The organism is Enterococcus haemoperoxidus ATCC BAA-382 (assembly GCF_000407165.1).
Classification (GTDB): Bacteria; Bacillota; Bacilli; order Lactobacillales; family Enterococcaceae; genus Enterococcus_L; species Enterococcus_L haemoperoxidus.
The window spans coordinates 154,095-176,603 of the sequence record NZ_KE136479.1 but is presented as its reverse complement, the minus strand read 5'-3'; the positions used below and the strand labels follow the sequence as shown (position 1 = coordinate 176,603).

At 32.2% G+C, this 22,509-nt stretch carries 12 protein-coding genes; all 12 read right to left on the bottom strand.

Annotated elements, in window-relative coordinates; genetic code table 11:
• Positions 1-104: 104 nt before the first annotated feature.
• On the bottom strand, positions 105-779 hold the full coding sequence (locus I583_RS00855) for a hypothetical protein (protein WP_010762651.1): 675 nt from the start codon (positions 777-779) through the stop codon (positions 105-107).
• Positions 776-2,161, bottom strand: a complete 1,386-nt coding sequence (locus I583_RS16235; RefSeq protein WP_010762650.1) for a MucBP domain-containing protein — start codon at positions 2,159-2,161, stop codon at positions 776-778. The genes I583_RS00855 and I583_RS16235 overlap by 4 nt, the downstream gene beginning before the upstream one ends.
• Positions 2,162-2,211: 50 nt before the next feature.
• Positions 2,212-3,810: an Ig-like domain-containing protein gene (locus I583_RS00845; protein ID WP_010762649.1), complete on the bottom strand. Its 1,599-nt coding sequence runs from the start codon at positions 3,808-3,810 to the stop codon at positions 2,212-2,214.
• Between the two features lie 26 nt (positions 3,811-3,836).
• Positions 3,837-5,045 carry an Ig-like domain-containing protein gene (locus I583_RS00840; protein WP_010762648.1) on the bottom strand — a complete coding sequence of 403 codons (1,209 nt, stop codon included), beginning with the start codon at positions 5,043-5,045 and terminating at the stop codon, positions 3,837-3,839.
• Between the two features lie 1,564 nt (positions 5,046-6,609).
• A complete protein-coding gene (locus I583_RS00835) occupies positions 6,610-6,831 on the bottom strand; it encodes a hypothetical protein (RefSeq protein ID WP_010762647.1) in 222 nt (73 codons plus the stop codon).
• Between the two features lie 18 nt (positions 6,832-6,849).
• Complete coding sequence (wecB, locus tag I583_RS00830; RefSeq protein WP_010762646.1) at positions 6,850-7,965, bottom strand: non-hydrolyzing UDP-N-acetylglucosamine 2-epimerase; 1,116 nt, start codon at positions 7,963-7,965, stop codon at positions 6,850-6,852.
• Positions 7,966-9,867 carry an alkaline phosphatase family protein gene (locus I583_RS00825; protein ID WP_010762645.1) on the bottom strand — a complete coding sequence of 634 codons (1,902 nt, stop codon included), beginning with the start codon at positions 9,865-9,867 and terminating at the stop codon, positions 7,966-7,968. It lies immediately after the preceding gene.
• 65 nt (positions 9,868-9,932) lie between these two features.
• Entirely contained in the window at positions 9,933-13,829 is a 3,897-nt protein-coding gene (locus tag I583_RS00820) for a M60 family metallopeptidase (protein ID WP_010762644.1), read from the bottom strand.
• Between the two features lie 59 nt (positions 13,830-13,888).
• Positions 13,889-19,909, bottom strand: coding sequence for an Ig-like domain-containing protein (locus I583_RS00815; RefSeq protein WP_167584549.1), 6,021 nt, complete (start codon positions 19,907-19,909; stop codon positions 13,889-13,891).
• 104 nt (positions 19,910-20,013) lie between these two features.
• Entirely contained in the window at positions 20,014-20,319 is a 306-nt protein-coding gene (locus I583_RS00810; RefSeq protein ID WP_034682590.1) for an LPXTG cell wall anchor domain-containing protein, read from the bottom strand.
• Positions 20,320-20,334: 15 nt separating this feature from the next.
• Entirely contained in the window at positions 20,335-21,444 is a 1,110-nt protein-coding gene (locus I583_RS00805; RefSeq protein WP_010762641.1) for a hypothetical protein, read from the bottom strand.
• Positions 21,431-22,465 carry a WxLIP family cell surface protein gene (locus I583_RS00800; RefSeq protein WP_010762640.1) on the bottom strand — a complete coding sequence of 345 codons (1,035 nt, stop codon included), beginning with the start codon at positions 22,463-22,465 and terminating at the stop codon, positions 21,431-21,433. The genes I583_RS00805 and I583_RS00800 overlap by 14 nt, the downstream gene beginning before the upstream one ends.
• Between the last annotated feature and the right edge of the window lie 44 nt (positions 22,466-22,509).

Below are 22,509 nucleotides of genomic sequence, written 5' to 3'. Positions count from 1 at the left end.
ATAAGATCTATAATACTGAGTAAATTACGTGAAGTCTTAAAATATTCTTTTTTTTAATTTTCGTTTAATCAATTATACACACTAAAATTATAACCAATCAATACTCACATATATGCACTGGTATACGAACTTTCCCATTTACTGCTGTTACTTCCTAAAATAGGATTTTGAATAGGATCCCATGGAGCCATTGATCTTCGCAAAGCTGCAGTAAAGACATATCCATTATAGTTATTAGGTATCAATCGAATTGGAAACTCCCTTTGAACTGCTCCATAATTAATCGTAACATCAGAAATTACTTCACCATGCCCAATCCATAATTCTCTTGGAACCTTAAATGTAATTTGTGTTCCATGAACAACAATATCTGATTGTCTATATTCAAACCATCTATCTCCCAAAATCCCTTTTCTCTGAACTCTTCCAGAAATGTTTCTTTTGAAAGCCTCTTGTTTAGCGATTGTAGCAAATTCTGATGGTAATTCAATAGTCAAATAGGAATTATCTCCATCTACAAACCCCATATTGTGTGATTCATAATGAAAATCTAAGTATCCTGTTTTGAAATTAGGGATATCATTTTTTTCATAGTAAGGAACCATGGAACCTGTAATTTTTCCTTTTGCTGTAATGATTAACGTCCGATTTTCTTTATTTGCTTCTGGCATTTCAGAAGTCATTTCTTGATTATTTTCAGCATTTACTGTGGTTTGATTCCAACTTACTAGCGATCCAAACATACCTGCACATGCTAATAATACTACCGTTTTTTTCATTTTTTCCCTCCAAAATTAATATTTTTTATATGAAAATATATATTAATGGTAACTAAAACCAAGCTCATACCAATAATCATTAACAAAGCATTCTTATTTTCTCCTGCTCTTGGTAATTTAGCTACTGTGTACTCACTACCTTCAACACCAGTTAATTCTTCATCTGGTAATATAGTGTTTCCATTTTCATCTTTATAATGTATTTTTACCTGTCCTTGTGCTTTCTTTTTTTCATAAATATACGTAATTTCTTGGACTTCTACTGTAAACACACCTGTCTCTTTTCCATCAACTGCTTTTGAAACATAACCTTCAATGTTTTTTCTTTCTACTGTGTACTCACTACCTTCAACACCAGTTAATTCTTCATCTGGTAATATAGTGTTTCCATTTTCATCTTTATAATGTATTTTTACCTGTCCTTGTGCTTTCTTTTTTTCATAAATATACGTAATTTCTTGGACTTCTACTGTAAACACACCTGTCTCTTTTCCATCAACTGCTTTTGAAACATAACCTTCAATGTTTTTTCTTTCTACTGTGTACTCACTACCTTCAACACCAGTTAATTCTTCATCTGGTAATATAGTGTTTCCATTTTCATCTTTATAATGTATTTTTACCTGTCCTTGTGCTTTCTTTTTTTCATAAATATACGTAATTTCTTGGACTTCTACTGTAAACACACCTGTCTCTTTTCCATCAACTGCTTTTGAAACATAACCTTCAATGTTTTTTCTTTCTACTGTGTACTCACTACCTTCAACACCAGTTAATTCTTCATCTGGTAATATAGTGTTTCCATTTTCATCTTTATAATGTATTTTTACCTGCGCCTCAGTTTTGAGTTCTTCAGATACATTGGGTCCTTCTGTCTCAGTAGCCATTTTAATATAAACATTAGATTTAAATGGTATATCAAAATGTATTCTAATTGTAAACAAAGAGTCTTCAACTGCTTTGATTTCTTTTATAAAAAAATGGTCTTCAGTATCTGAATTTGAATTGATTAATTCTCCATTAAAATCAATACTTGCTATTCCAGCTGTTACATACATAGCGTATATTAAATTAAATTTATACGTATACCCCGCTTTCATAGGGATACTTTTACTAGCTGTAAAAGTACTTTCACCAATATTAGCGAAATTCATTATTACCATTTTTTGAAGAGTCGTTGGGCTTTTAACATTTTGTTTAAAAAAATCTTCTACCGTTAAATTAGGTATCGAATGGTTCTGATACTCCTCTATAACCCAATTACTTGTGAGTTCTTCTGCCAAGTCCGTTCTTTTTATCTCTGGAACATCAGCATACACATCGGTAATCGGGATGCATAACATTGAAACCAAAAATATTAGTGTAGGTATTACTTTTTTCATTCTCTCACCTCCCTTCAATCATACCTTCTAAATTTAAAAAGTTAATATTTTTATCTTAAACTCAATACAGTAATATCTGCTTTCTCTGAAGAAAGATTTATTTCTTCAATCGTCGACCATGCGCTTAAGATATCCCCAACTTCTAAAGGAATCTTAGCTGATCCATCCTTTAACTCTACATAATAATTCCCAGCAATATCTGCAATTGATTTAAATTCATAAATTTCTCCTGATTTTTTCTCTATTTGTATCGTTACAACTGCATTAGGATCTGTAATTCCATAAATTTCAGTGACCCCACTTATTATAGTATTAAAGGTAGGTATTCTTGGAAGAATAACTTGTTTTTTTTCAGCAGTTTCTCCAGCTTTATCAGTGATTTTAGCACTTACTTCTGTACCTGGAAGATATGTTTTTTGCAGTTGCAACATATATCGCCCATCCCCGTCCGTTTGGGTCAAAAATAATCTAGCGCCTACTCGAATTTCTACTTGAGTATTTGGCCTTGTAGTTGTCCCTGATATCAAAGTATCTATACTACTTAGTTTATTATCAAAATCAATACTTATTGGTTTTGCATATTGAACAACAGCATTAGCTACGTCACTCTCAAAACCTTCTTGATTCCGTGCAACAGCATGTATTTCTGTCCCATACGGGTATGTGTAATCAAATGGGACGAAGAAGTTACCTTCTTTGTCAGAAGTAACCGTATATACTTCTTCTCCAATAGTAACAATTATATCTATATTGGGGTCACTTTTACCAGTAACCGATTTAGATTCATCAGTCACTTTATCCAAAATAGGCTGATTCGGTTTTTTATACTCTTTTACTATAGTTGTAGCTCTCTCGCTAATGACCCCGTTTTTATCGATTTGATATCCATAAATTTCCTCTCCAGCAATAAACGATCTATTTACTGTAATATTAAATTTTCCTTGCGCATTTATCCTTCCTGAACCTAACAACTGCTTGTTTGCATCATATATTTCAATTTTATTACCGATAATGCCTGTTCCTTCAATAAAATTTCTGCCCTCGAACGGTGCGACTAGTATAGGAGCTGCAAGGTCGCTATGTTCTTCGATCCCTCCTCCTAAACTAGTATCATAACCTAATTTCAAATATCCATTAGATTTAAATGGTACCTTAAAATACATTGTTATGACATATTCTTCATCTTGGGTAGGTGATATTGTTTTTTCATAGACATGATCTACAGCATCATTATTAACCGAATCTGAAGTTTTCTTTTCTCCATTAAAATCAATATAAGCAGTACCACTATTTGTAAATTTCATCGCATAAATTAAATTTAATTTATAGGTGTGTCCTTTTTTCATTGGAATTATTTTTTTTGCTGTTAATTCGGCATTACCAATATTTGCAAAATTGTTAATTACCATTTTTTGAGGAGTCGTTGGGCTTTTAACATTTTGTTTAAAAATATCCTCATGATGAATATTAGGTATACTTGATGTAAAATCTACTTCCCACCCCTGGGATACATCAAACTCCTTATTCTCATATAGACCTTCTACATTACCTTTATTTAATTCATTTGCCTCATAATTTGTATTATTAACAACTAGTGTCGCCGAAATTAAAGTTACACTTAATGCCAATTTAATAAACGTTTTATTCATAAACTAACTCCTATATTATATTTTATTTATAGCACTGTAATATTAACAATGTCACTTTTTATTCCATTACTCTCTTGAAATAAGGTTATTTTATCTCCTGACTTCAAAGTATTTACTCTAAGTCTAAAATTACCTATCTTATCAGCATTTGTTTTATACTTATCTAACCCATTTATCAAAACTTCTATTATAGCATAAGGGTCCGCCACACCAGTAATTAACGTATCATTCGTATGAATTGTATTTACTGAGGGGATTGGGGGATAAACTATGACTTTCTTAGTTAACACCCTACCATCCAAAGCATATACAATAACCGTTATTTGAGTTCCTGCAACATAAGTATTCCCTTTCATATCAACTATAAAATATCCCTGCGAATCAGACGTACCTTCATAAACTCTAGAACGCTGATTATTATCAACATTTACTTCTATTAAGGAGTTAGGTACTGTCTTTCCAGTAATAACAGAATCTGATGAGTAAATGGGATTAATCCCAAGAGTGCCATTTGATTCTTTAACTACTGTCAGGGCGGTCTCACTTTGTATTCCATTTTTGTCCACAGTATATGCCATCACTCCAGTTCCAGCAGGGTAAGTAGTATCTAAACGTATTAAAAACATGCCTAATTGTGACACTTGACTTTTATACTTATCTTGACCAATAGTCAAATATAATGTGCTATTAGGTGTCGCCAAACCAGAAACCACCTTATCTTTGTTAGTTATCGTATTAATCTTAGGTATATTATTATTGTTTTCTTCGCTGCTAGATATACCATAAAAATATCCAATCACATATTTCTCAACAGGGTTGCCCCACGCATCTCGTTCAGAAACCAAAATAACATATTTTTTGTTATTTTCTAGATTTTTTATAATGTTCATCTTCCCATTAATGGAATATCTCCAAATAGTAGTTGAAGCATATAAATCTGCGAAATCGCTATCAAAAATTTCAATATCATATATAAAATCTGAACTAGCAACTTTTCGAGTTAGCACTATCTCTGTAGTATTCGATGTTATATACCCATTTTTTAAATTACTACCTAACAAAGCATGAAACCCTTTAACTTCCCAATACTGATTTTTATCAATAAAAATTTCACTTAGCCCAAAATCGTTTTGACTGAAGATGCTGTTATTTTGAGTATTAGCAAAGGTTTCAACAGGTAGCATTAAAAAAAAAAATAGAAATACAACAAAAACCTTATTCTTTATTTTTTCCATCCGACATAAAACACCCCTTTCTCAATATTTACATATTTATTATAATATTAATTAACACCAATTCAATCTCAATATTTTTAAAAAAACAAACAAAAAATGATGCTCACAATAAAAAAACATCATAATTATATATTGATAAGTTAAATTGCAATCTACCACAACTAAAAATGAACACCAAATGTAGTCCCATTCAATATCCCTAATAGTTCATCGCGTAAAAATACCAACCAGATTTCTCCAATCGGTTTTCGTTCTAAATTTTTGGAATCACTAGATTAGTCCCGCCTACCTTCATATGTAATTTATAACAAAAATAATTCCTCTAGCTATTTAATATTGGCTCTATACTTTCTGATATTAGAAATTTACCATTACCACACGTTTGAAAGAAAATACTTCCATAAAAAGAACTACTCACAAAAGAATATTTTTGTTCCTTTTGTTTATCGTGTGCTGAAACGCTTTTATCAAACGATGAATTCCTTTAAAACAAACTTACTAACCATTCTTCGCTTCGATGAATTAAGATCCGTTCGTCATGTTTCTAGTGCAATGAGTTTTATCATTTTCAATGGACAAACAAGAAAATTATTTGTTATTTTGAAAATCAACAACTTCCTTATTTAGAACGTTATTTTAATCGTTTTCTACTGTCTGTTTTGGAAAAAGTCCAATTTATTGTCATTAATATGTATATACTTATGTTTCTCTAGTGAAGAAGTGCTTCTTTAACGTTAAGCTCATTATTAGTCGATCCCCTATCGTTCAACACATCGGTTGGACCAAATGTCTAAATAATCATATCAAAGTGTTAAAACGAAATGTCTATGATTTTTGTAACTTTTATAATTTCAAATTGTGGATTTTCATCCTACAAAGACAAGCATTACAAACAAAATAAAAAAGTCCAAAGGATTTTTCTCCTCTGGACTTGACGCGATTCTATAATTTCTCTTTACCTAAATTAATTGACAAAGAGTCTTAATATTCTAAAACTGAACGAATAATTTGTTTTGAATAAAGAAGAACACACTAATGTAATTTATCATTTGCCTAATTCTCAAGTACCAAGTCTTTCTACAACGAATTAAAAAGAAACAGAAATCACACTATTTCCAATTAGTTGTGGAGGTATAGAATGTGTTGTAGCAAAATCTTTGTGTACTATTACATTTATTTTATCACCTGATTTGATTTCTTTAGATATAGGCAACGTAGTAATTAATGCCCCTCCTTTTGGTTCTCATCATCTGCATGCACATTATCAAACGAAAGATAATAATTATCTGTTTGTTCTACTTGTCTAGCATATCAGTAAGAGTAGCAGAAAATACAATAACTGATTGGTTTGATTCGCTAAAATAGAAGTATCTTTTGGCTGATTTTTTTAATGAGTAAAAAACTAGAAATAAAGAGTATAATTAACATACTTACACTAATTAAATTAATTTTTTTCATAGTACACCTTCTTTTATATAAATAACTAGAACATATTAATCGATTTATTTCCTATATTAGGATATGAATTTAATTATTATTTACTTCACTATCTAATTAAGTAGTATCACTTTAAAAAATAAACTGTCTTAATCCCAAGCTCTCCCGCTTTATATTTCACACCTATCTCTTTGCTATACTTTATTTCTGCTGCCAACTTTAATTTATCTTTATTTGTTACTTCCTTTTGGTATTCTTGAGTATACTTTTTTTCAAATTCTTCTAGTGTGAGTTCTCCTTTACGACTTTTGTATAGTTTTTCCAACAAAAAAATAGAATATTTCCTCATTAACTCTTCCTCTCTTTTCTAAGTTCCAAATTCCTTTAATAATGCCTGAACTATTCGATGGCTAGCATTTCCATCGCCATAAGGATTTATTGCTTGCGCCATTTCACTATAAGCTTCTTGATTTGTCAATAATTTCTTTACTTCTGCATAAACAGTTAAACCATTTGTTCCTACTAGTTTTAACGTACCTGCAGAAACCCCCTCTGGTCGTTCTGTGGTATCTCTTAAAACTAGAACAGGTTTTCCTAAGGAAGGCGCTTCTTCTTGTATTCCTCCAGAATCTGTTAAAATCAAGTGACTTCTCGCTGCCATATTTTGAAAATCTTTTACGTCTAATGGTTCTATTAAATGAACTCTTTCGATGTTACTTAAATATTTTTTTGCTAACGTGCGAACTTTTGGATTCTTATGAACTGGGAAAACAATTTCTATATCTTTATACTCATTGACTAATATCGGGATTATTTGGAAAATTTCTTCCATCGGTTTTCCAATATTTTCTCTTCGATGCATTGTTAGTAATATCATTCGATGATTAGTTCCCATTATTTTTAGTACGTCGTTAGTATATGAAGCTTCAATCGTATACTCCAATGTATCTATTGCTGTATTTCCTGTAACATATATTTTTTCTTCTGGATGATTTTCTTTTAGAAGATTTTCTTTACTCTCTTTAGTTGGAGCAAAATATATATCTGTTAACTCATCAATTAATTGTCGGTTTATTTCTTCTGGAAATGGGGAATATTTGTCCCATGTTCGCAATCCAGCTTCTACGTGTCCTACCTTTACTTTTTGATAAAAAGCTGCTAAAGCTGAAGCGCATGCAGTCGTAGTATCTCCGTGTACCAAAACAATATCAGGACGTTCATTTTCTAATACAAGTGTAACACCACTTAATACTTGTATTGTTACATCTACTAGTGTTTGATTCGGCTGCATAATATCTAAATCATAGTCTGGATGTACTTCAAAATCAGCTAAAATTTGATCCAACATTTGTCGGTGTTGCCCGGTTGCTACTACAATAGACTGAATTCTTTCAGGATACTTCTCTAATTCTTTAACGACAGGAATCATTTTTATTGCTTCTGGACGTGTCCCAATAATTGTCATTACTTTTAATAGTTTCATTTACTTCGCTTCTTTCATAAATAGCTGTTTCCCATACTGTTTTCCTTCTAACATATCGTATTGCAAAAGGTTATAATCTTGTAATAATTGTTTTTGTTGTTTAGTCAATTCTTGTTTTTTTCCTTCACTATCTAAATAACCCAATGGACTAAATGCTGGAATTTCGTTATACAGACGATTTAAAAATTGTTGGAATCCTGTGGTTTTAAGACCTGCTTTTTCCATTACTTGTGAAGCAAAATAATTTGGACTAATACTTCCAGTTATTGACGGATTTTCTTTATTTGACCATACAAAATAAGCTGTTTCATGTTTACTTAAATCATACGTACTTCCTTTTGATACAGTTAAATGCTGTTTATATAAGTCATCATTTAATGCTGGCAAGTGATCCCCATAAAATATAACGTATGTTTCTTGGTCCTTATTTTCCAAATAAGTGATCAATTCTTTCATTGCTTGGTCTGTTTTAGCCACGCCATTTGCATACAAATTCAGTTCTTCTCCACCCGGAATAGTTGAGTACTCTTTTACAAACGGACTATTAAGATATTTAAATGTATTATCGTATGGAAAATGATTCTGCATAGAGATTGTGTGTAAAAAGTATGGATTTCCTTGTTCCGTTTGTTCTTGATCAATCCTTTTAATATCTTCTACAAATTGTTGGTCACTCGTATAGGCCCCGACTGTATTTTTTTCGTGTTTCATTTGTTCTTCAAAAATAGCTTGATCAAAACCGAAGTTCTTGAATACTTGTTCCCTTCCAAAGAAATAACTAACAAAAGGATGCATAGCGATAGCTTTATAATCATTCATTTTAAAATTATTTACAATATTGTAATTTGAGTGTTTATCTGTCGCAAGTTTTGTATAAGGAATCTTCCCACCCGTGATAAAATTTGAAGAAAATCCTGTCATTACATTAAACTCGACGTTGGCTGTATTACCACCAAACTCTGGTGATAACATTTTCCCACCTGACTTTTCAATAATTGAACGAATAAACGGCATAGGATCCTTTTCAAACGTGATATTGTTTAATGTTGTTGGATCCCAAAAAGCTTCACTCAATATAAAAATAACATTGGGTTTTTCTGAAGAGTATTTTCCTTTTTCTGAGGTATTATTTCTTTCAATTTCAGATACAATTTTTTTGATAGTTTCTTCAGAATATCCTTCAGGTTTCGTCATTAATTGATGGCTTAAGTTTCCCCAAAAATGAAGAATTGTACCATTGTTGTTTACGTTATCAATAGCATTGGAATGCGCAACATTTAGTCCTGCCTTCTGATACAATTCCCCTGCATTCACCTTCACTCCACAAAAAAATAGTAATCCTAACCCCAACAAACTTAGCCTCTGAGCAATTCTTATTTTTTTAGAGTCATTCATTCGTACTGGATATTTTCTGAACCAATAAATAGTAAACACCAATATGATTACTAAGAAAATTGCAACATAGAGAATAAGTTGTTTCATTTCTTTATCTAACATATTTTCGTACATGTTTTTAAATTGACTGAGTGAAAAATCTGATGGTACAACGGAATCATTCCGAATATCCATTTTATAAAAATTACCAATAGCTAAAATGGTTAATCCTATATTTCCTACGAGGTTTCCCCCATCAGAGCCCCACAAAGCATATAAAAATAAATAGATTGTTACTACAAAAAATATAGATAGTAAGAAAACCTTTTTATCATAGTGAGAAAATACCTCACTTACCTGAAATTTTACGCCTGACGCTAAAAGTAATAACGTTGTTACGACGATATTAAATAAATTAACAAAAACTTGTATGACTGTGCTTCCTTCTGTAGAGAAGTTCTGTCTTAACTTTCTTATTACGAAAGTACTACACATTCCTAGTAAAAAAAGCAGAATAAATATACTCATTATTTTTTTCCTTCCTAATATACAGCCGCTATGGGGATAAGTAGAATCCCCATAGCGTTGCTCTATTATATAATTTTATCTAACGCTACTTCTAATTGAAGTGCTTCTTCCTCACCTGTCACTACTTGTAGTTTATATTGATACAAACTTGTATTTTGATATTCATTCGGAATAATAACTTGGAATCCTGATTTCATATCTAATCCTGCAATTCCTAAATTCCAACTTGTTAAGTCCCACGTATGAATATTTTTTAATTCTTTTACTACTTTTCCTGACTTATCTTCAATCACCAAATTCTTTTGATGTTTTTGACTAAAATCAAAATCTGTATTCAATACATACCCATTCACGAAACGCCCCTCTTTCGCTTGTCCTTCCGAAATTAAGCCCATAACTGGGGTATCTGACATTGTTACTTCTAACATAGATTGTCCATCTTTACTCATTGTTTTAATGGTTTTTAATCCAATATTATTCGTTGGAATATCTAAGAATACATCCTGATAATCTTGAATACTAAACATCGCTTGGTTATTTACAGTAATTGGCGCAATTATCTCTTCGCCATCTTTTACTTTTACTTTCACTTGAAGCTTATATGTTCCAGACTGAACTGCCGCTATCGTTTTTGCAGATAGTGTTGCTTGGTACCCATCATATTGCCCTGGTGTATACCAATTTGTATTAACGGTTGGTATAGTTGCTGCTACTTTTCCCGATTCATCCATTAATTCAAGTGTTTTAACTACTGCTTCTTTTTTTGATAAGTCAACACCTAACATCTTGACTTGTCCATTTAAAATCAATCCGTATGATTCCCAATATCCTTTTTTGAAAGTATGTGTTGCATGTATTCCTGTTACTTTCAAGTCAATCAAGAATGGCTCGGATTTATTTCCATAGAAATCTTCTGCTATAACTTCAATTTTGTAAATACCTTCTTTCTCTAACATCTTACGACTAAAGTTTGACGTGAGAGTTGCAGGTTTGTCCGTTTTAATGCCTAAATCTTTAAATAGCTTTTGTTCTGTCACATCCGCATATAAAGGATATTCAATCTCTTTATCTCCTGTAATAATTGGCGGTGTTGTGTCTTGAACACAAATAGACACTTGTTTACTTACTTTTTGGTGGTTCATTGGATTTTCTACGGTTACTGTACTATCATAATTCCCCACTTTTTCTAGCCAAGTTGGCTCAAAGTTTGTAGATATTCTGTTTCCTTCTTCTGTTTTTAATTGAATATCTTTGATAAATTGATCCTCAGTCACTTTTTGACCTTTTTCATATACTACTTTATTTAAACTTTCAATGGTTGGTTTTCCATTTGTTACAAAGACAAATTGTCCGTTTGTTATAACAAATGTATTTTCTTTTGAAAGTCCATCCTTTGTTTTCTCATTTTGTTTATAGTTTTTTACAAATTCTCCTCCAGAGGTGTGCAGTAATTCTACTAAATCCCCTTCATTGAAACGTGTATGATTTAATTTTTTAGCAAAATCAAATGGTTTTTCTTCTTTATTCGCACTTAACTTTATCTTTTCTTTTCCGTTTTCTCCATTTTTTAATACAATCTGCCAGATCATTCCTTCCCCACTAGCTAAGACGGTATCTCTATTAGGATTAGCAAATGTAATTAGCTCACTTCTCTCGTTATCTAAGCGAATCACAACACGTTCATCACTCGGTAAATATGCTCTTAACGATAATGCATTCCCGTAAACTACTGAATATCTTACAGATAATCTTGTTTCATTTCCTACAATATTTTTTGCAATAAGTGTTGTTTTGTGTTCACCTACAGTTGTTGTATCTGGCTGCTGCTCAAATGAAGTTTCCACCTTTTCAACATCAAATTCATCGTCAATTTTTTCAATGAAATCGTTTGTCTCTAGTTGTTCTCCGACATACACCGTTGGTAATTGTGCTTTTAAATGTATTTTAGGGGCTGCATTCAATCGCACCAACTGGTCATTTACTATTTTGAACCATTCTTGTTTTTCACTTTCTTCTACAGCTAACATTTTTTCTCCCTCTGTATAGCCTTCAAGGTGCTTGTCCCGGTACATAGAAACTTTTATATAATATCCATTTTCATAAGAGATATCACTTAATGATTTTGCAAATTCAAATGGGGCTTCAATCGTATTTACAGTTACTTTTTTTACTTCTTCCAATTGGTTATTTTTATAAATGGTTACTTCTGCATACTGTTTATTTCCAGAATCTATAGGGCTGGTATCTTTAGAATTTGATACTGTCTTAATTTTTTTAGTTTCTTTTTGTAAGGTTAGAACTGCTCGCTCTTTATTTCCATAACCACGAAAAGATACTGCATTTCCATAATTAAATTCTATTGGGTGTTCATACAATTCTTTTACACCTGTATCATTTTTTATAATCGTTTTTAAATATGCTGTATTTGGACTATTCGTATCAAATTGAATATCATCTAACGTTACTTCATTAGAGTTGAATGTAGAATTCCACCAAGAATCATAGTATGAAGATATTTCTGAAGAAAGTATTTTTTCACCCGCTGTTAAAATTACTTTTTTAGGTACCCCTTGAGGGACTGAATACATTGGCAGGTCGTATTCAGTAACACTTTCTTCGATAATATTTTTCCAAATAGCTTTTTCTAAAGGTGGATACTTTTTCATTTTTTCTAGCGTTTCTTTTGTTGGCTTCATTCCCCACTTATCAAAAAATTCAAAAAGGTTTCTGTTCACTACAGAACTAGAAATCACCATAAAATATTGCTTCTTTTCTTCTTCTGTCTTTGGATTAATTTGATTACTTTGAGTTAACACTCGGTATTCTTGATTCAGTCTAGGATAAAAATTATCGCCAAATCCTCTTGCTAACTGATCAAACATAGCTAAACGAATCCATAAGCCTGTGTCATTATTTTCATGAGGAAAATCAATTGTTTTATTGGGATCTTGGTTATTCAAATAGTTTCTAATCTCTTCAATTTTATATGGCTCTTGTTGCCAACGATCAGGCAATCCCATTTTTTTTTGAATATACAGAGCGGGTATATTCACTGTTACTTCCCCAGTATTATAAAATTGATAATAAGGATTCTGATAAGTATGTCCCATTTCATGCCATAATGCCCAAGTACTATGATCTCTTAATAAATCTTCTGCGGCATTTGTTTCTTTCTGGAATCCTAGTCGACCATTCGTTGCATAGGCATATCCCCCACCTTTGTCTGGTGTAGTTATATGAACTCTATTGCTATATTTTTTTGATAGGCCTGTATTTTCTTCCAAAAGTCCCATAACCTCATTTTGCCATATATATACTTGATCCCATGACTCTAACATTGTATCAATTTCTTTAACTTCTTTTCCTCTGGCTAAATCAGCCTGATACGTAGCAAATACGTAATTTCCAACAAATTCAACAAATGGTGCTTCAGAGTTATCTTTCCATTGTTTTTCCCACTGTTCTTTTGTAGTTTTTCCTAAAACATACATTGGAACTTGTGAACCTCCCTCAACAGAAATATTAGATAATTCACTTTCTGAATGGTTTACAAAATATACCATTCCATCACCATTTTTACTGATAATTTTATTTTCCCCAGGCTGAAGGAAATATCTGTAAAAATCTACTTCTTGGTTATTATTCAAATATGAATAAGAGCCATATTGTCCAATAACAATTTCTGTCTCTGATCCTTTGTTTAAAGTAATACTTAGTTGTTCTCCTTTTTTTACAAATATTCCTGTTGGTTCAAAATCAGTATGCGTCACTTTCCTTCCTTCATTATTTCTTCTAATACCTATATCCCCATTTGCAGGGATTTCATAAACCCTAGAAATTTTAGTTTTTCTTTCTGTTTTTACAGTTATATCACTCGCATATACAGCCATATATTTTACTGTAACTATTATTAGTATGAAGAATGTTGAAATAGCTACAACTATTTTTAGTTTTTTATACACTATATATCTTCTCCGCTCATTAAAGTGTTACATATAAAAAATCATTTTTTTACTTTTACCTATTTGATTTTATCAAGTTTCACTTCTAATTGTTTACCATTTTCTTCAGTTGTTACATTCAATTTGTACTGATAAAGACTAGTATTTAGATATTCTGTTGGAATGATAATTTGAAAACCTGACTTCATATGCAAACCTGAAATCCCTAAATTCCAAGTACTTAAATCCCATGTATGAACATTTTGAATTTCTTTCACAACTTTTCCTGCTTTATCCTCAATAACTAGATTCTTTTTATGTTTTTTGTTGAAATCAAAATCAGTATTTAAAATATAGCCATTTACAAAGCGACCTTTTGATGTAGGTCCTTCAGATATTAATCCCATAACTGGTTGATCCGGTGCTGTAATTCGTAAGCTAGCTTTTCCATCCTTACTAAACGTTTCTACCGTTCGTATACCAATGTTATTGTTTGGTATATTTAAGAAATCATCTTGATAATCTTGAATACCAAATAATTCATACTTGTTCGTTGTAATTGGTACTATAATAGGATCGTTGTCTGCTACTGTTACATTCACTTGTAACAGATATTCACCACTGATAACTTGTTCCATCACTTTTTCTGATAAAATCACTTGATACCCATCATATTGCGTTAAATCGTACCAATTTGTATTTACTGCTTTAATACTTGTCACAACTTTTCCTTCTGCATTTACTAATTCTAGATACTTAGTGACGGAATCTTTTGAAGTCATATTAGTATTTGAGATTCTTACTTGCCCATTTAAAACTAAACCATATGATTCCCAATACCCTTTTTTGAAGATATGGTTCGCTTTTACAGCTAGGTGTATTACTTTAATTTCTGTAGCTGGGCTTTCTTTTCCACCTAGTGTTTGAGTCACCTTAATTTTTGTTTCTGCTTTTTGTTTAGTAATCTTTATTTCAAAGTTTCCTTCTTCATCTACTTTGCCTTTTCCGATTTCGTTGTCGCCAACTTTTACGATTATCTCGGCACCTTGTATTCCATTGCCGGTAATTACTTCATCGCAATCTGTTACTTGATTTACCATTGGAGATTCTATTACAACCTTTTGACTATTCCTAGGATCAGAGTTTCTCAAAAATGGATACTCTTCCCTAACAAATTCAGTATTCCAAATCTTTTCCGTATCCCATTTCAATGAATGCTTATAGAAAGAAGTGTCCTGAATTTGTTTATCACTAACACTTTGTACATCCAATTCCTTTATGTCTGTTGAGGATTTTCCTTTAGCGGACCCTAATTCATAATTATTTTGATTGTTTCCTGACAAATATTCTCTTAGCACTTTATATCCCTTATCGTTTAAAACATCTCCTAACGATAGTGTGTTAGATAAATGGAAACTCTCGCTACCATAACTATAGCTTGAACCTAAAATCCCATTACTATCATTAGATTTATCAACTTTAATCTTAATAGCACTATAACTATTACTTAGCTGAGAATCATCAAAACCATTCCCTACAAGTCCTCCGACACGACGTCCTCGCGTAATTTTACCCATGCTATAAACATTATTAAGTTTTGTCTCATTTGTTGCACGTCCTACAATCCCTCCTGTATCTCTACCAGAAAGAGTGACATTAACGCTACTTTCTTCTATGCTTGTCTGGGAAGCAATCCCGATAATTCCTCCAACTTCGACATTTTCTGAGGACTGAACTGTACCTTGTATATGAACATCGGTTATCTCTGTTTTACTAGATTCTTTTATTAAGGAACCTATTCCGGAATCCACTGGACCGATTGCATCAATCGTAACACCTTTTAGCACAAGGGATTGGATTATTGCACCTTCTGCTTTCTCAATAAGCGTATGGTTTAAATTTGAGATAGAGTGCCCATTTCCATTTAATTTTCCTTTAAAAATTGGTACGATCGTATCTTTATACTTTCCTTCAGCAATCAAATCTTGCTTTAATAGAATTTGCACATCAGGTTCAGCAAGCATCAGTTGAATTAACTCATCATAACTTGTGACTTGAGCCACATATGGATCTACAACCACTTGAGAAAAAGGACTAGTACTTTGTTTTATTTGTTGTTTTACATATATTTGTGTTCCTACTTCCTGAGGATCGATTTCTAAAGAATACTTACCATCACTGTCCGCTTTGCCTTTACCTATAACTTTTTGATTAACAAATGCAGTCACCAAAGCTTCTGGCTCCGCTGTCCCTGTAAGCTGCTTGCCTTTATTTGTTATTGGGTTAATTTGAGGAGCTTTTACAGTATTTTTCTCATGGTTTCTCGGATCTGAATTTCGTAAGAATGGGTAAGCTTGCTCAACAGATTCTGTATTCCAAATTTTTTCCGTATCCCATTTTAGCGTATCTTGATAGAATGAAGCTTGTTTTACTTGTTTGTTTGTAGCGATATGTGCGTCTAGTTCTTTAATTGAAACAGACGTTGTCCCTTTGATAGTATCCAGTTCGTAATTATTTTGATTTGTTCCACCTAAATAATCTTTTTGAATTTTATATCCATTTGGGGTTAAAACATCCCCTAAAGAAAGGGTATTCGAAAGATTAAACTGCTTATTTTTCCCATTATAGCTTGTTCCTAAAATGCCATTGGCTTCGTTAGAATTGGAAACACTTATTTTCATCGCATTGTACGCGTTGATTAAGCTTGCCTGCCCAAAACCGTTTCCTATAACCCCTCCGACTCGGCGCCCTTTCGTGATTTCCCCCATTGCATAAATATTTTTCAACGTACTTTCTTTCTCTGCTCTTCCAACAACTCCACCCGTATCTCTCCCGGCCAAAGAAGCAGTAACACTACTTTCTTCTATCTGAGAGTTAGAAGCGATTCCCGTAATTCCTCCAACTTCTACTGGATCATTTGTTGTGATAGTTCCTTGGATATGCACATCTTTCACTTTAGAATTAGAAAGTACATTTGTTAATGATCCTAGACCTGAATCTTCTGGCCCTTGTCCTACGATAGCCACTTCATTTAAAATTAAAGAACGAATAGTTGCACCTTCTGACTTTTCAATCAATGGATGTGTTAATCCAGTAATTTCGTGACCCGCGCCATCCAGACTTCCTGTAAAAATAGGTACAATCGTATCTTTATGCTTTCCTTCTACTTGTAAGTTTTTGGTTATTGTCAGTTTTGAGGCCGGATAATCAAGCATAGCTTGTATCAATTCATCGTAATTACTAACATTTGTTTCTAAATGTCCTACAATTACTTTCGCATAATCACTACTTGCTGTTTCAGTTTCTTGTTTTACAAGAATCGTTGTTCCAGTCTTTTGAGGTGCTATCTTTAATGTGAAGTTTCCATTATTATCTGCTGCCCCTTTAGCAAGTATTTCTTGCCCAATCATAGCAGTTATGTGTGAATTTGGAGTAGCTTCCCCTGTTATTTTTTCATCTACTTCTCTTATTTCATTCACTTCTGGAATTGGTAATAAGTCCTTATCATGGTATATTCCCGTAAATAAACTATCGGTTTCTTGGATGTATTTCTTCTGGAAAGCCATTCGAGCATCAAAATCATTTCCCATACTTGATACAATCAACTCGTGTAAATTTGATTGAGTATCTAATTTAAATTTCCGATTAACTAAATTCTGTTCCACCTTTTTGTACTTTTCAATCCAATATTCTTTAGGCGAAGAACTTGTTCTTAAAATTTTTTTAATGGCCGAATCGTCTTTTTGTCCTACTTCATCGTTGATAAAGTCAATGTACCCTTCCATTCCTGCAGTTTCCATAGCTAGAAAATGCCAGATTTGATCCCAACCGTAAAAAGAATTTACGCTATCTTTCTCTGTCGTATAGGGAATATTAAATAATGCATCTCGTTTAAACGGTACTTTTCCATTTCCATTAACTAAATTGTACGTAATAGTATCATCACCTGGTACTGATGGTAACATAATATTATTATCTACTAATTTTTGCACAAAAGTTTCGTCATTTACATTAATTTGCAACTGTTTTAGTTCGTCTAATGATATTTTTTTGAACGTTCCTTTGATAGCATCTGTTGCTTTATAAATTTTTCCTACTTGTTCTTCAAGAGGCAATGAAAAAAAAGTTTTTGCCTTTTCGATATTCCAAACCATATTCAAGTCTAACATGCCTTGTGCATAATTTTTCAACTCTTGTTGTGTCTCTGGTGGGCGTCTATTCCAGTCTTCATACATCGATTGATAGTAATAATTAAGATTCAAACGATATTCATCATATTCATCTGCTTCAGCCATCGTTGCTGTATCTTCAATATCCGTCCGTTGATTAACTCCACCATTTAAAAGTTCTTTGTGTCGGTGCGTTTCTTCATGAGATACAGTATATTCACTGTATAAGTTGTTCATACCCATAATCAAAATATTTTTTGGCTTTGTTTGTACAACAATTCCATTAATTGCTTGTGTAGATCTACTTGCTACTGTAGGAGATACTGGCAAAAGAAAATCATGTAAATAATGATTCTCTGGATTAAATACATCTTTTTTACCATCTTCTATCTCTCCAGAATCAAATGTTACACCTACACCGTTTGACACATCTTCTTGAAGTAATTTTTTCCTTTCTTCATCCGCCATATCCCAGATGAATTTCATTAGTCGGTTATTGTTTTTAGCATAGTGACTAGCCAATTCTTTAGGAGATACTCTAGCAGTATTAGGTAATTGTTTGTTCACATGTCCAAAAGTAATTGTGTTAGCACCGTTAGAAACGATGATTGCTGATCGATCTTTTACTGAAAGTAAAATTGTCAAAAAACTTGGACTGATTTTTGACTTAGGATCTTCAATTGTACGCATCGCCTCCCAAATATTTTTCCTAATCCCCTCAATTTCTACCGATTTATCAATAAATTCTGTTGCTGTAACAAAACCTTGTTCCTCAAACCATTTTGAATAATCATTACTATGTACAAACGTTCGAATTAAAAATTCTAACATAGTTCCTATAGAAACTTTACCCTTTGAATCGGCTAATTCTGAAATGTTATATCCTATATCTTTCCCGCGAAGGCCATGTGTAGGGTGTAAAAATGAACTTTCTATATTCATTGTCATTAAGAAAGGATTTCCTGGCTGATCAACAAACGATTCTGACTTTAACACGTGCACTAAATCCAGTATTCTTTCAAAGTCTGTTTTTTCTTGCGTTTTTGAAAACAAACTACTTTTAGAAAAAATAACATCGGGAATTCTTACATTTCCAATTGAATAATCAAACCATCTATTTATAAACGTATACACCAGTAACAATTCTGAAATATTTTCTGTAATTGTGTCTAATTTTTCTTTTCTAAAGTATTCATTATCCGTTCTTACCAACACAAGCTCTGGAAACATATGGGCTATTTTTCGAGCTACATTAGTTGATTGTGCCTTAATATCATTAAAAGTACTTTCCAACTGTACTGTATCAATCTGTCGATTATTTCCAACTTGCTTATCTCCTAAAATAAATTTTTTATCTAACATATCATATGTGACATGCTCTCCAAAAGGGATGAGCAATTGTTCGTAAGAAGTGGCTTGTATTTTATCTTGAATTCTTGCTGTTGCTTCATCGTCTACTTCTGGTAAGTAATCTAATTGTAAGATAGGAAATGGTATATCTTCAATCATACGAATTGCTTCATTTTCTGTAGACAAAAAAGGCAATGCTTCAAATGAACCATCAGAAAAATGAATCTGAATGCCAGAAATTTTATTGTAAATCTCCTTGTCTACATAGGTTAGTAGTTGATTATCATCTGTTTGGTAAAAAACAGATTGAATTTGTTTATTCAACCAATCGGGCATTTTCTCAGAGGAAAAATTTTGTTGCGTTTCTTTCATATAAGGATTCAATTTATAAATGTTTTGTTCAATTATTGAGTTATTCTTTTTATTGCTTGATTCTTCTGGTTTTTCCGATATTTGGTTGTTTATTTTTTCTAATTCTTTTACAGGTGTCGATTTATTTGCTAGAACTGTATCTATCTGGTTTATGGGCATCACATTAAGAATTAAACTGCTTAAAATGACTAATGTTTTTACTTTTTTCATTTTTTCACCTTTCATTGCACTTAATTTCATATAACATATTTATTTAAACTATCTTTTATTTGTAATAATTATTATGCTTAAAGTACAAAATTCAATAATATGAACTACGTTGTACCTTTTTTACGTGATTTGTTTATATAATTAATATTTAAAATTGAAATTAGCAACACACCAGCTATTGTAAAATAATAATTAGTTTCTTCTCCCGTTTTCGGTAAGTAATCAGTTTTTTCTTTAATAGATAACTTTTGATTTTTATCCATTGTGTCTATTTGAGCTACTGATTGCTCGTCGTCTATAAAGGTAATTCCTACCGTACTACTATAGCCAGCCGCCAAAACTTCATTTGGAAAATTCATACCTACAAAAAACATGCCAATCAGTACAATAAACTGTATTTTTTTACTCATCATATATTCTCCTCTCTACGGTGCAGTTCTTAAATCAAAGTTAATTTTAGCATGATACTCCACATTGGTTTTAAGTTCTTTTGGGTTATGAACTGTCGCTTTTAACCCATCCATTTCTTCCCAGCTAACCGTAAATTCATGATTATCTAATGGGGTCTCACCAACAACACTATGTTGTGCAATTGACACTTCTTGATTACTTAATTCTGCAATAGTAGTTCCGTTTTCTAAATAAGCAATGGACAAAATATCCGTTGGCACTTTATTACCATTCGAATCCGCGAATAACTCTGCAGTTGCTGTGATTTCCCAATCGTTCCTATCTGCAAATATCTCTTGCACTTCATTTTCATATGTCCCTCGATAATCTTCAACGCATATCCCCCAATTACTAACCGCTCGATCAATTACTTGACTATTTTCATTGGTTATTAACGGGGTCGATTTGAATTCTAATACTGGAGGAACTTCTACAAATCCAAAATGACCACTAGTAACATAGTAACCTCCCAAAATTTGTAAAGTACTCTTTTCGAAATCTCCTTTTCTAGGCTTATAATCAACCGACAAGTCGTTCCGTTCCGGGTTCTCCAAATGATTGTTCCAAGGAATCCCAGAATATCTAATTTCTACATAGTCTCCTCCTTCTATATCTTCAAACTGATAGCCTGATTTGAATTCTTCAGCTGGAACTTTAACTTCATGATTTTCTGAACTAGTAACATATTTTATATAAACAAAATCCGGTATAATATATGAGTATGCTATGGATGAAAGTTCAACTTCAGTTGCTAAACTTCCCTCTTCTCCCATATTCGTTATAGTAAATGTAAATTCAGTAAGGTCACCCACTTTTGGATACTTTGGGGTAATTTCAGCTACTCCTTTTAAAACAGCCTCCTCCTGTGCAAATTCTGAACTGTTAGATTCTTCAATAACATGCTCGTTCTCTTTTAATTCTTCCGTTGGCTGCTCCATAATTGTCAAATTAGAACTATCACTGATAATCGCTTCTTGATTTTTTGATTCATCAGTACCAGAAGTGTCAATTTCTGCATTAGCTGTGGAATGATTACAAAAAATTAGTAGTAGTCCACACACTAAAATAGGGTTATATCTCATCATCTTTTTTTCTCCTTACTTTTTTACTGTATCCTAGATAAACTATTATTGTAGTCGCTAATGTTAATAAAACGCCTATTCCTATAAACATCCATGCATTACTTTGTGGCTGTTTATCTACAAATACTGAGTTCTCATTCAACTCTTTAGCTGTACTATTTTTTATAGTCAATCCTTTTTCAAACGAAAAATCTTTCCCGTCTGCAGAACCAACAATTTTCATAATATAATCACCAGAAATAAAAGGTTGATTTTCCAAATTGATGCCAAAATAAAAATTTGAATTAGGTGCCATTCTCATTTCTGATTTAGAAGCTTTATACAAAACATTGGATTCACCTTTTTTATATACAGTCGCAGTTGTTTCCATTTTCTTTACAATTCTAGGTGCAGCATTTTGTATATGCGCACTTATATAATTATGTGAATTCCTCTGTTCTGTTTTAATGTCTAATAAATTTATTTGTGGTTCATATTCCTTATCTTCTTCTTTTAAAATAACCCCTACTGTATAAGCAATGTTATTTCTCACAGCATTTTTGTTAGACTTACTATTATTCTTTTCTTCAATAGATGTTACTCTAATCCCACCTAAAACAACTCCTTTAAAAGTTTTTTCAGGAATACTAATAATTACTTCCGCATCTACCGAACTACCTTTAGGAACCTTTATAATTTTATTTTTTACTTTTGCTAATTCAGAAAAAGCTACTTGTAAACTAGGATCTCGCGCTGTATCATTTAGATATGAAGTAATGCCATTGTCATTAGTTGTACCGTTATTTGCTTCAATCAGTACCTCTATATCTCTTAATGAAGTATTAAAAATTCGTATTTTTAATACTTTTTCTTCATTCCGATGTACCATTAAATTATAAAAACTACTTTGAGGTTGATTGGTTTCTGAATTCAAAGGAGAGATTGAAAATGCACTTTGGGTACCTTCATCATTTGCATACACACTACTTTGAGGAATGCCTATAAAGACTAATAGCAATAGCAATCCAATCCACTTCTTGATCATTAATTTTACCTCCTTTTTTACTCCAAATATGCTAGTAGAGATTG

Coding starts and splice junctions, on each gene's coding strand:
- I583_RS00825 (WP_010762645.1), bottom strand. CDS start 9,867: ATGAGTATATTTATTCTGCTTTTTTTACTAGGAATGTGTAGTACTTTC.
- I583_RS00845 (WP_010762649.1), bottom strand. CDS start 3,810: ATGAATAAAACGTTTATTAAATTGGCATTAAGTGTAACTTTAATTTCG.
- I583_RS00835 (WP_010762647.1), bottom strand. CDS start 6,831: ATGAGGAAATATTCTATTTTTTTGTTGGAAAAACTATACAAAAGTCGT.
- I583_RS00805 (WP_010762641.1), bottom strand. CDS start 21,444: ATGATGAGATATAACCCTATTTTAGTGTGTGGACTACTACTAATTTTT.
- I583_RS00810 (WP_034682590.1), bottom strand. CDS start 20,319: ATGAGTAAAAAAATACAGTTTATTGTACTGATTGGCATGTTTTTTGTA.
- I583_RS00800 (WP_010762640.1), bottom strand. CDS start 22,465: ATGATCAAGAAGTGGATTGGATTGCTATTGCTATTAGTCTTTATAGGC.
- I583_RS00815 (WP_167584549.1), bottom strand. CDS start 19,909: ATGAAAAAAGTAAAAACATTAGTCATTTTAAGCAGTTTAATTCTTAAT.
- I583_RS00840 (WP_010762648.1), bottom strand. CDS start 5,045: ATGGAAAAAATAAAGAATAAGGTTTTTGTTGTATTTCTATTTTTTTTT.
- I583_RS16235 (WP_010762650.1), bottom strand. CDS start 2,161: ATGAAAAAAGTAATACCTACACTAATATTTTTGGTTTCAATGTTATGC.
- I583_RS00855 (WP_010762651.1), bottom strand. CDS start 779: ATGAAAAAAACGGTAGTATTATTAGCATGTGCAGGTATGTTTGGATCG.
- wecB (WP_010762646.1), bottom strand. CDS start 7,965: ATGAAACTATTAAAAGTAATGACAATTATTGGGACACGTCCAGAAGCA.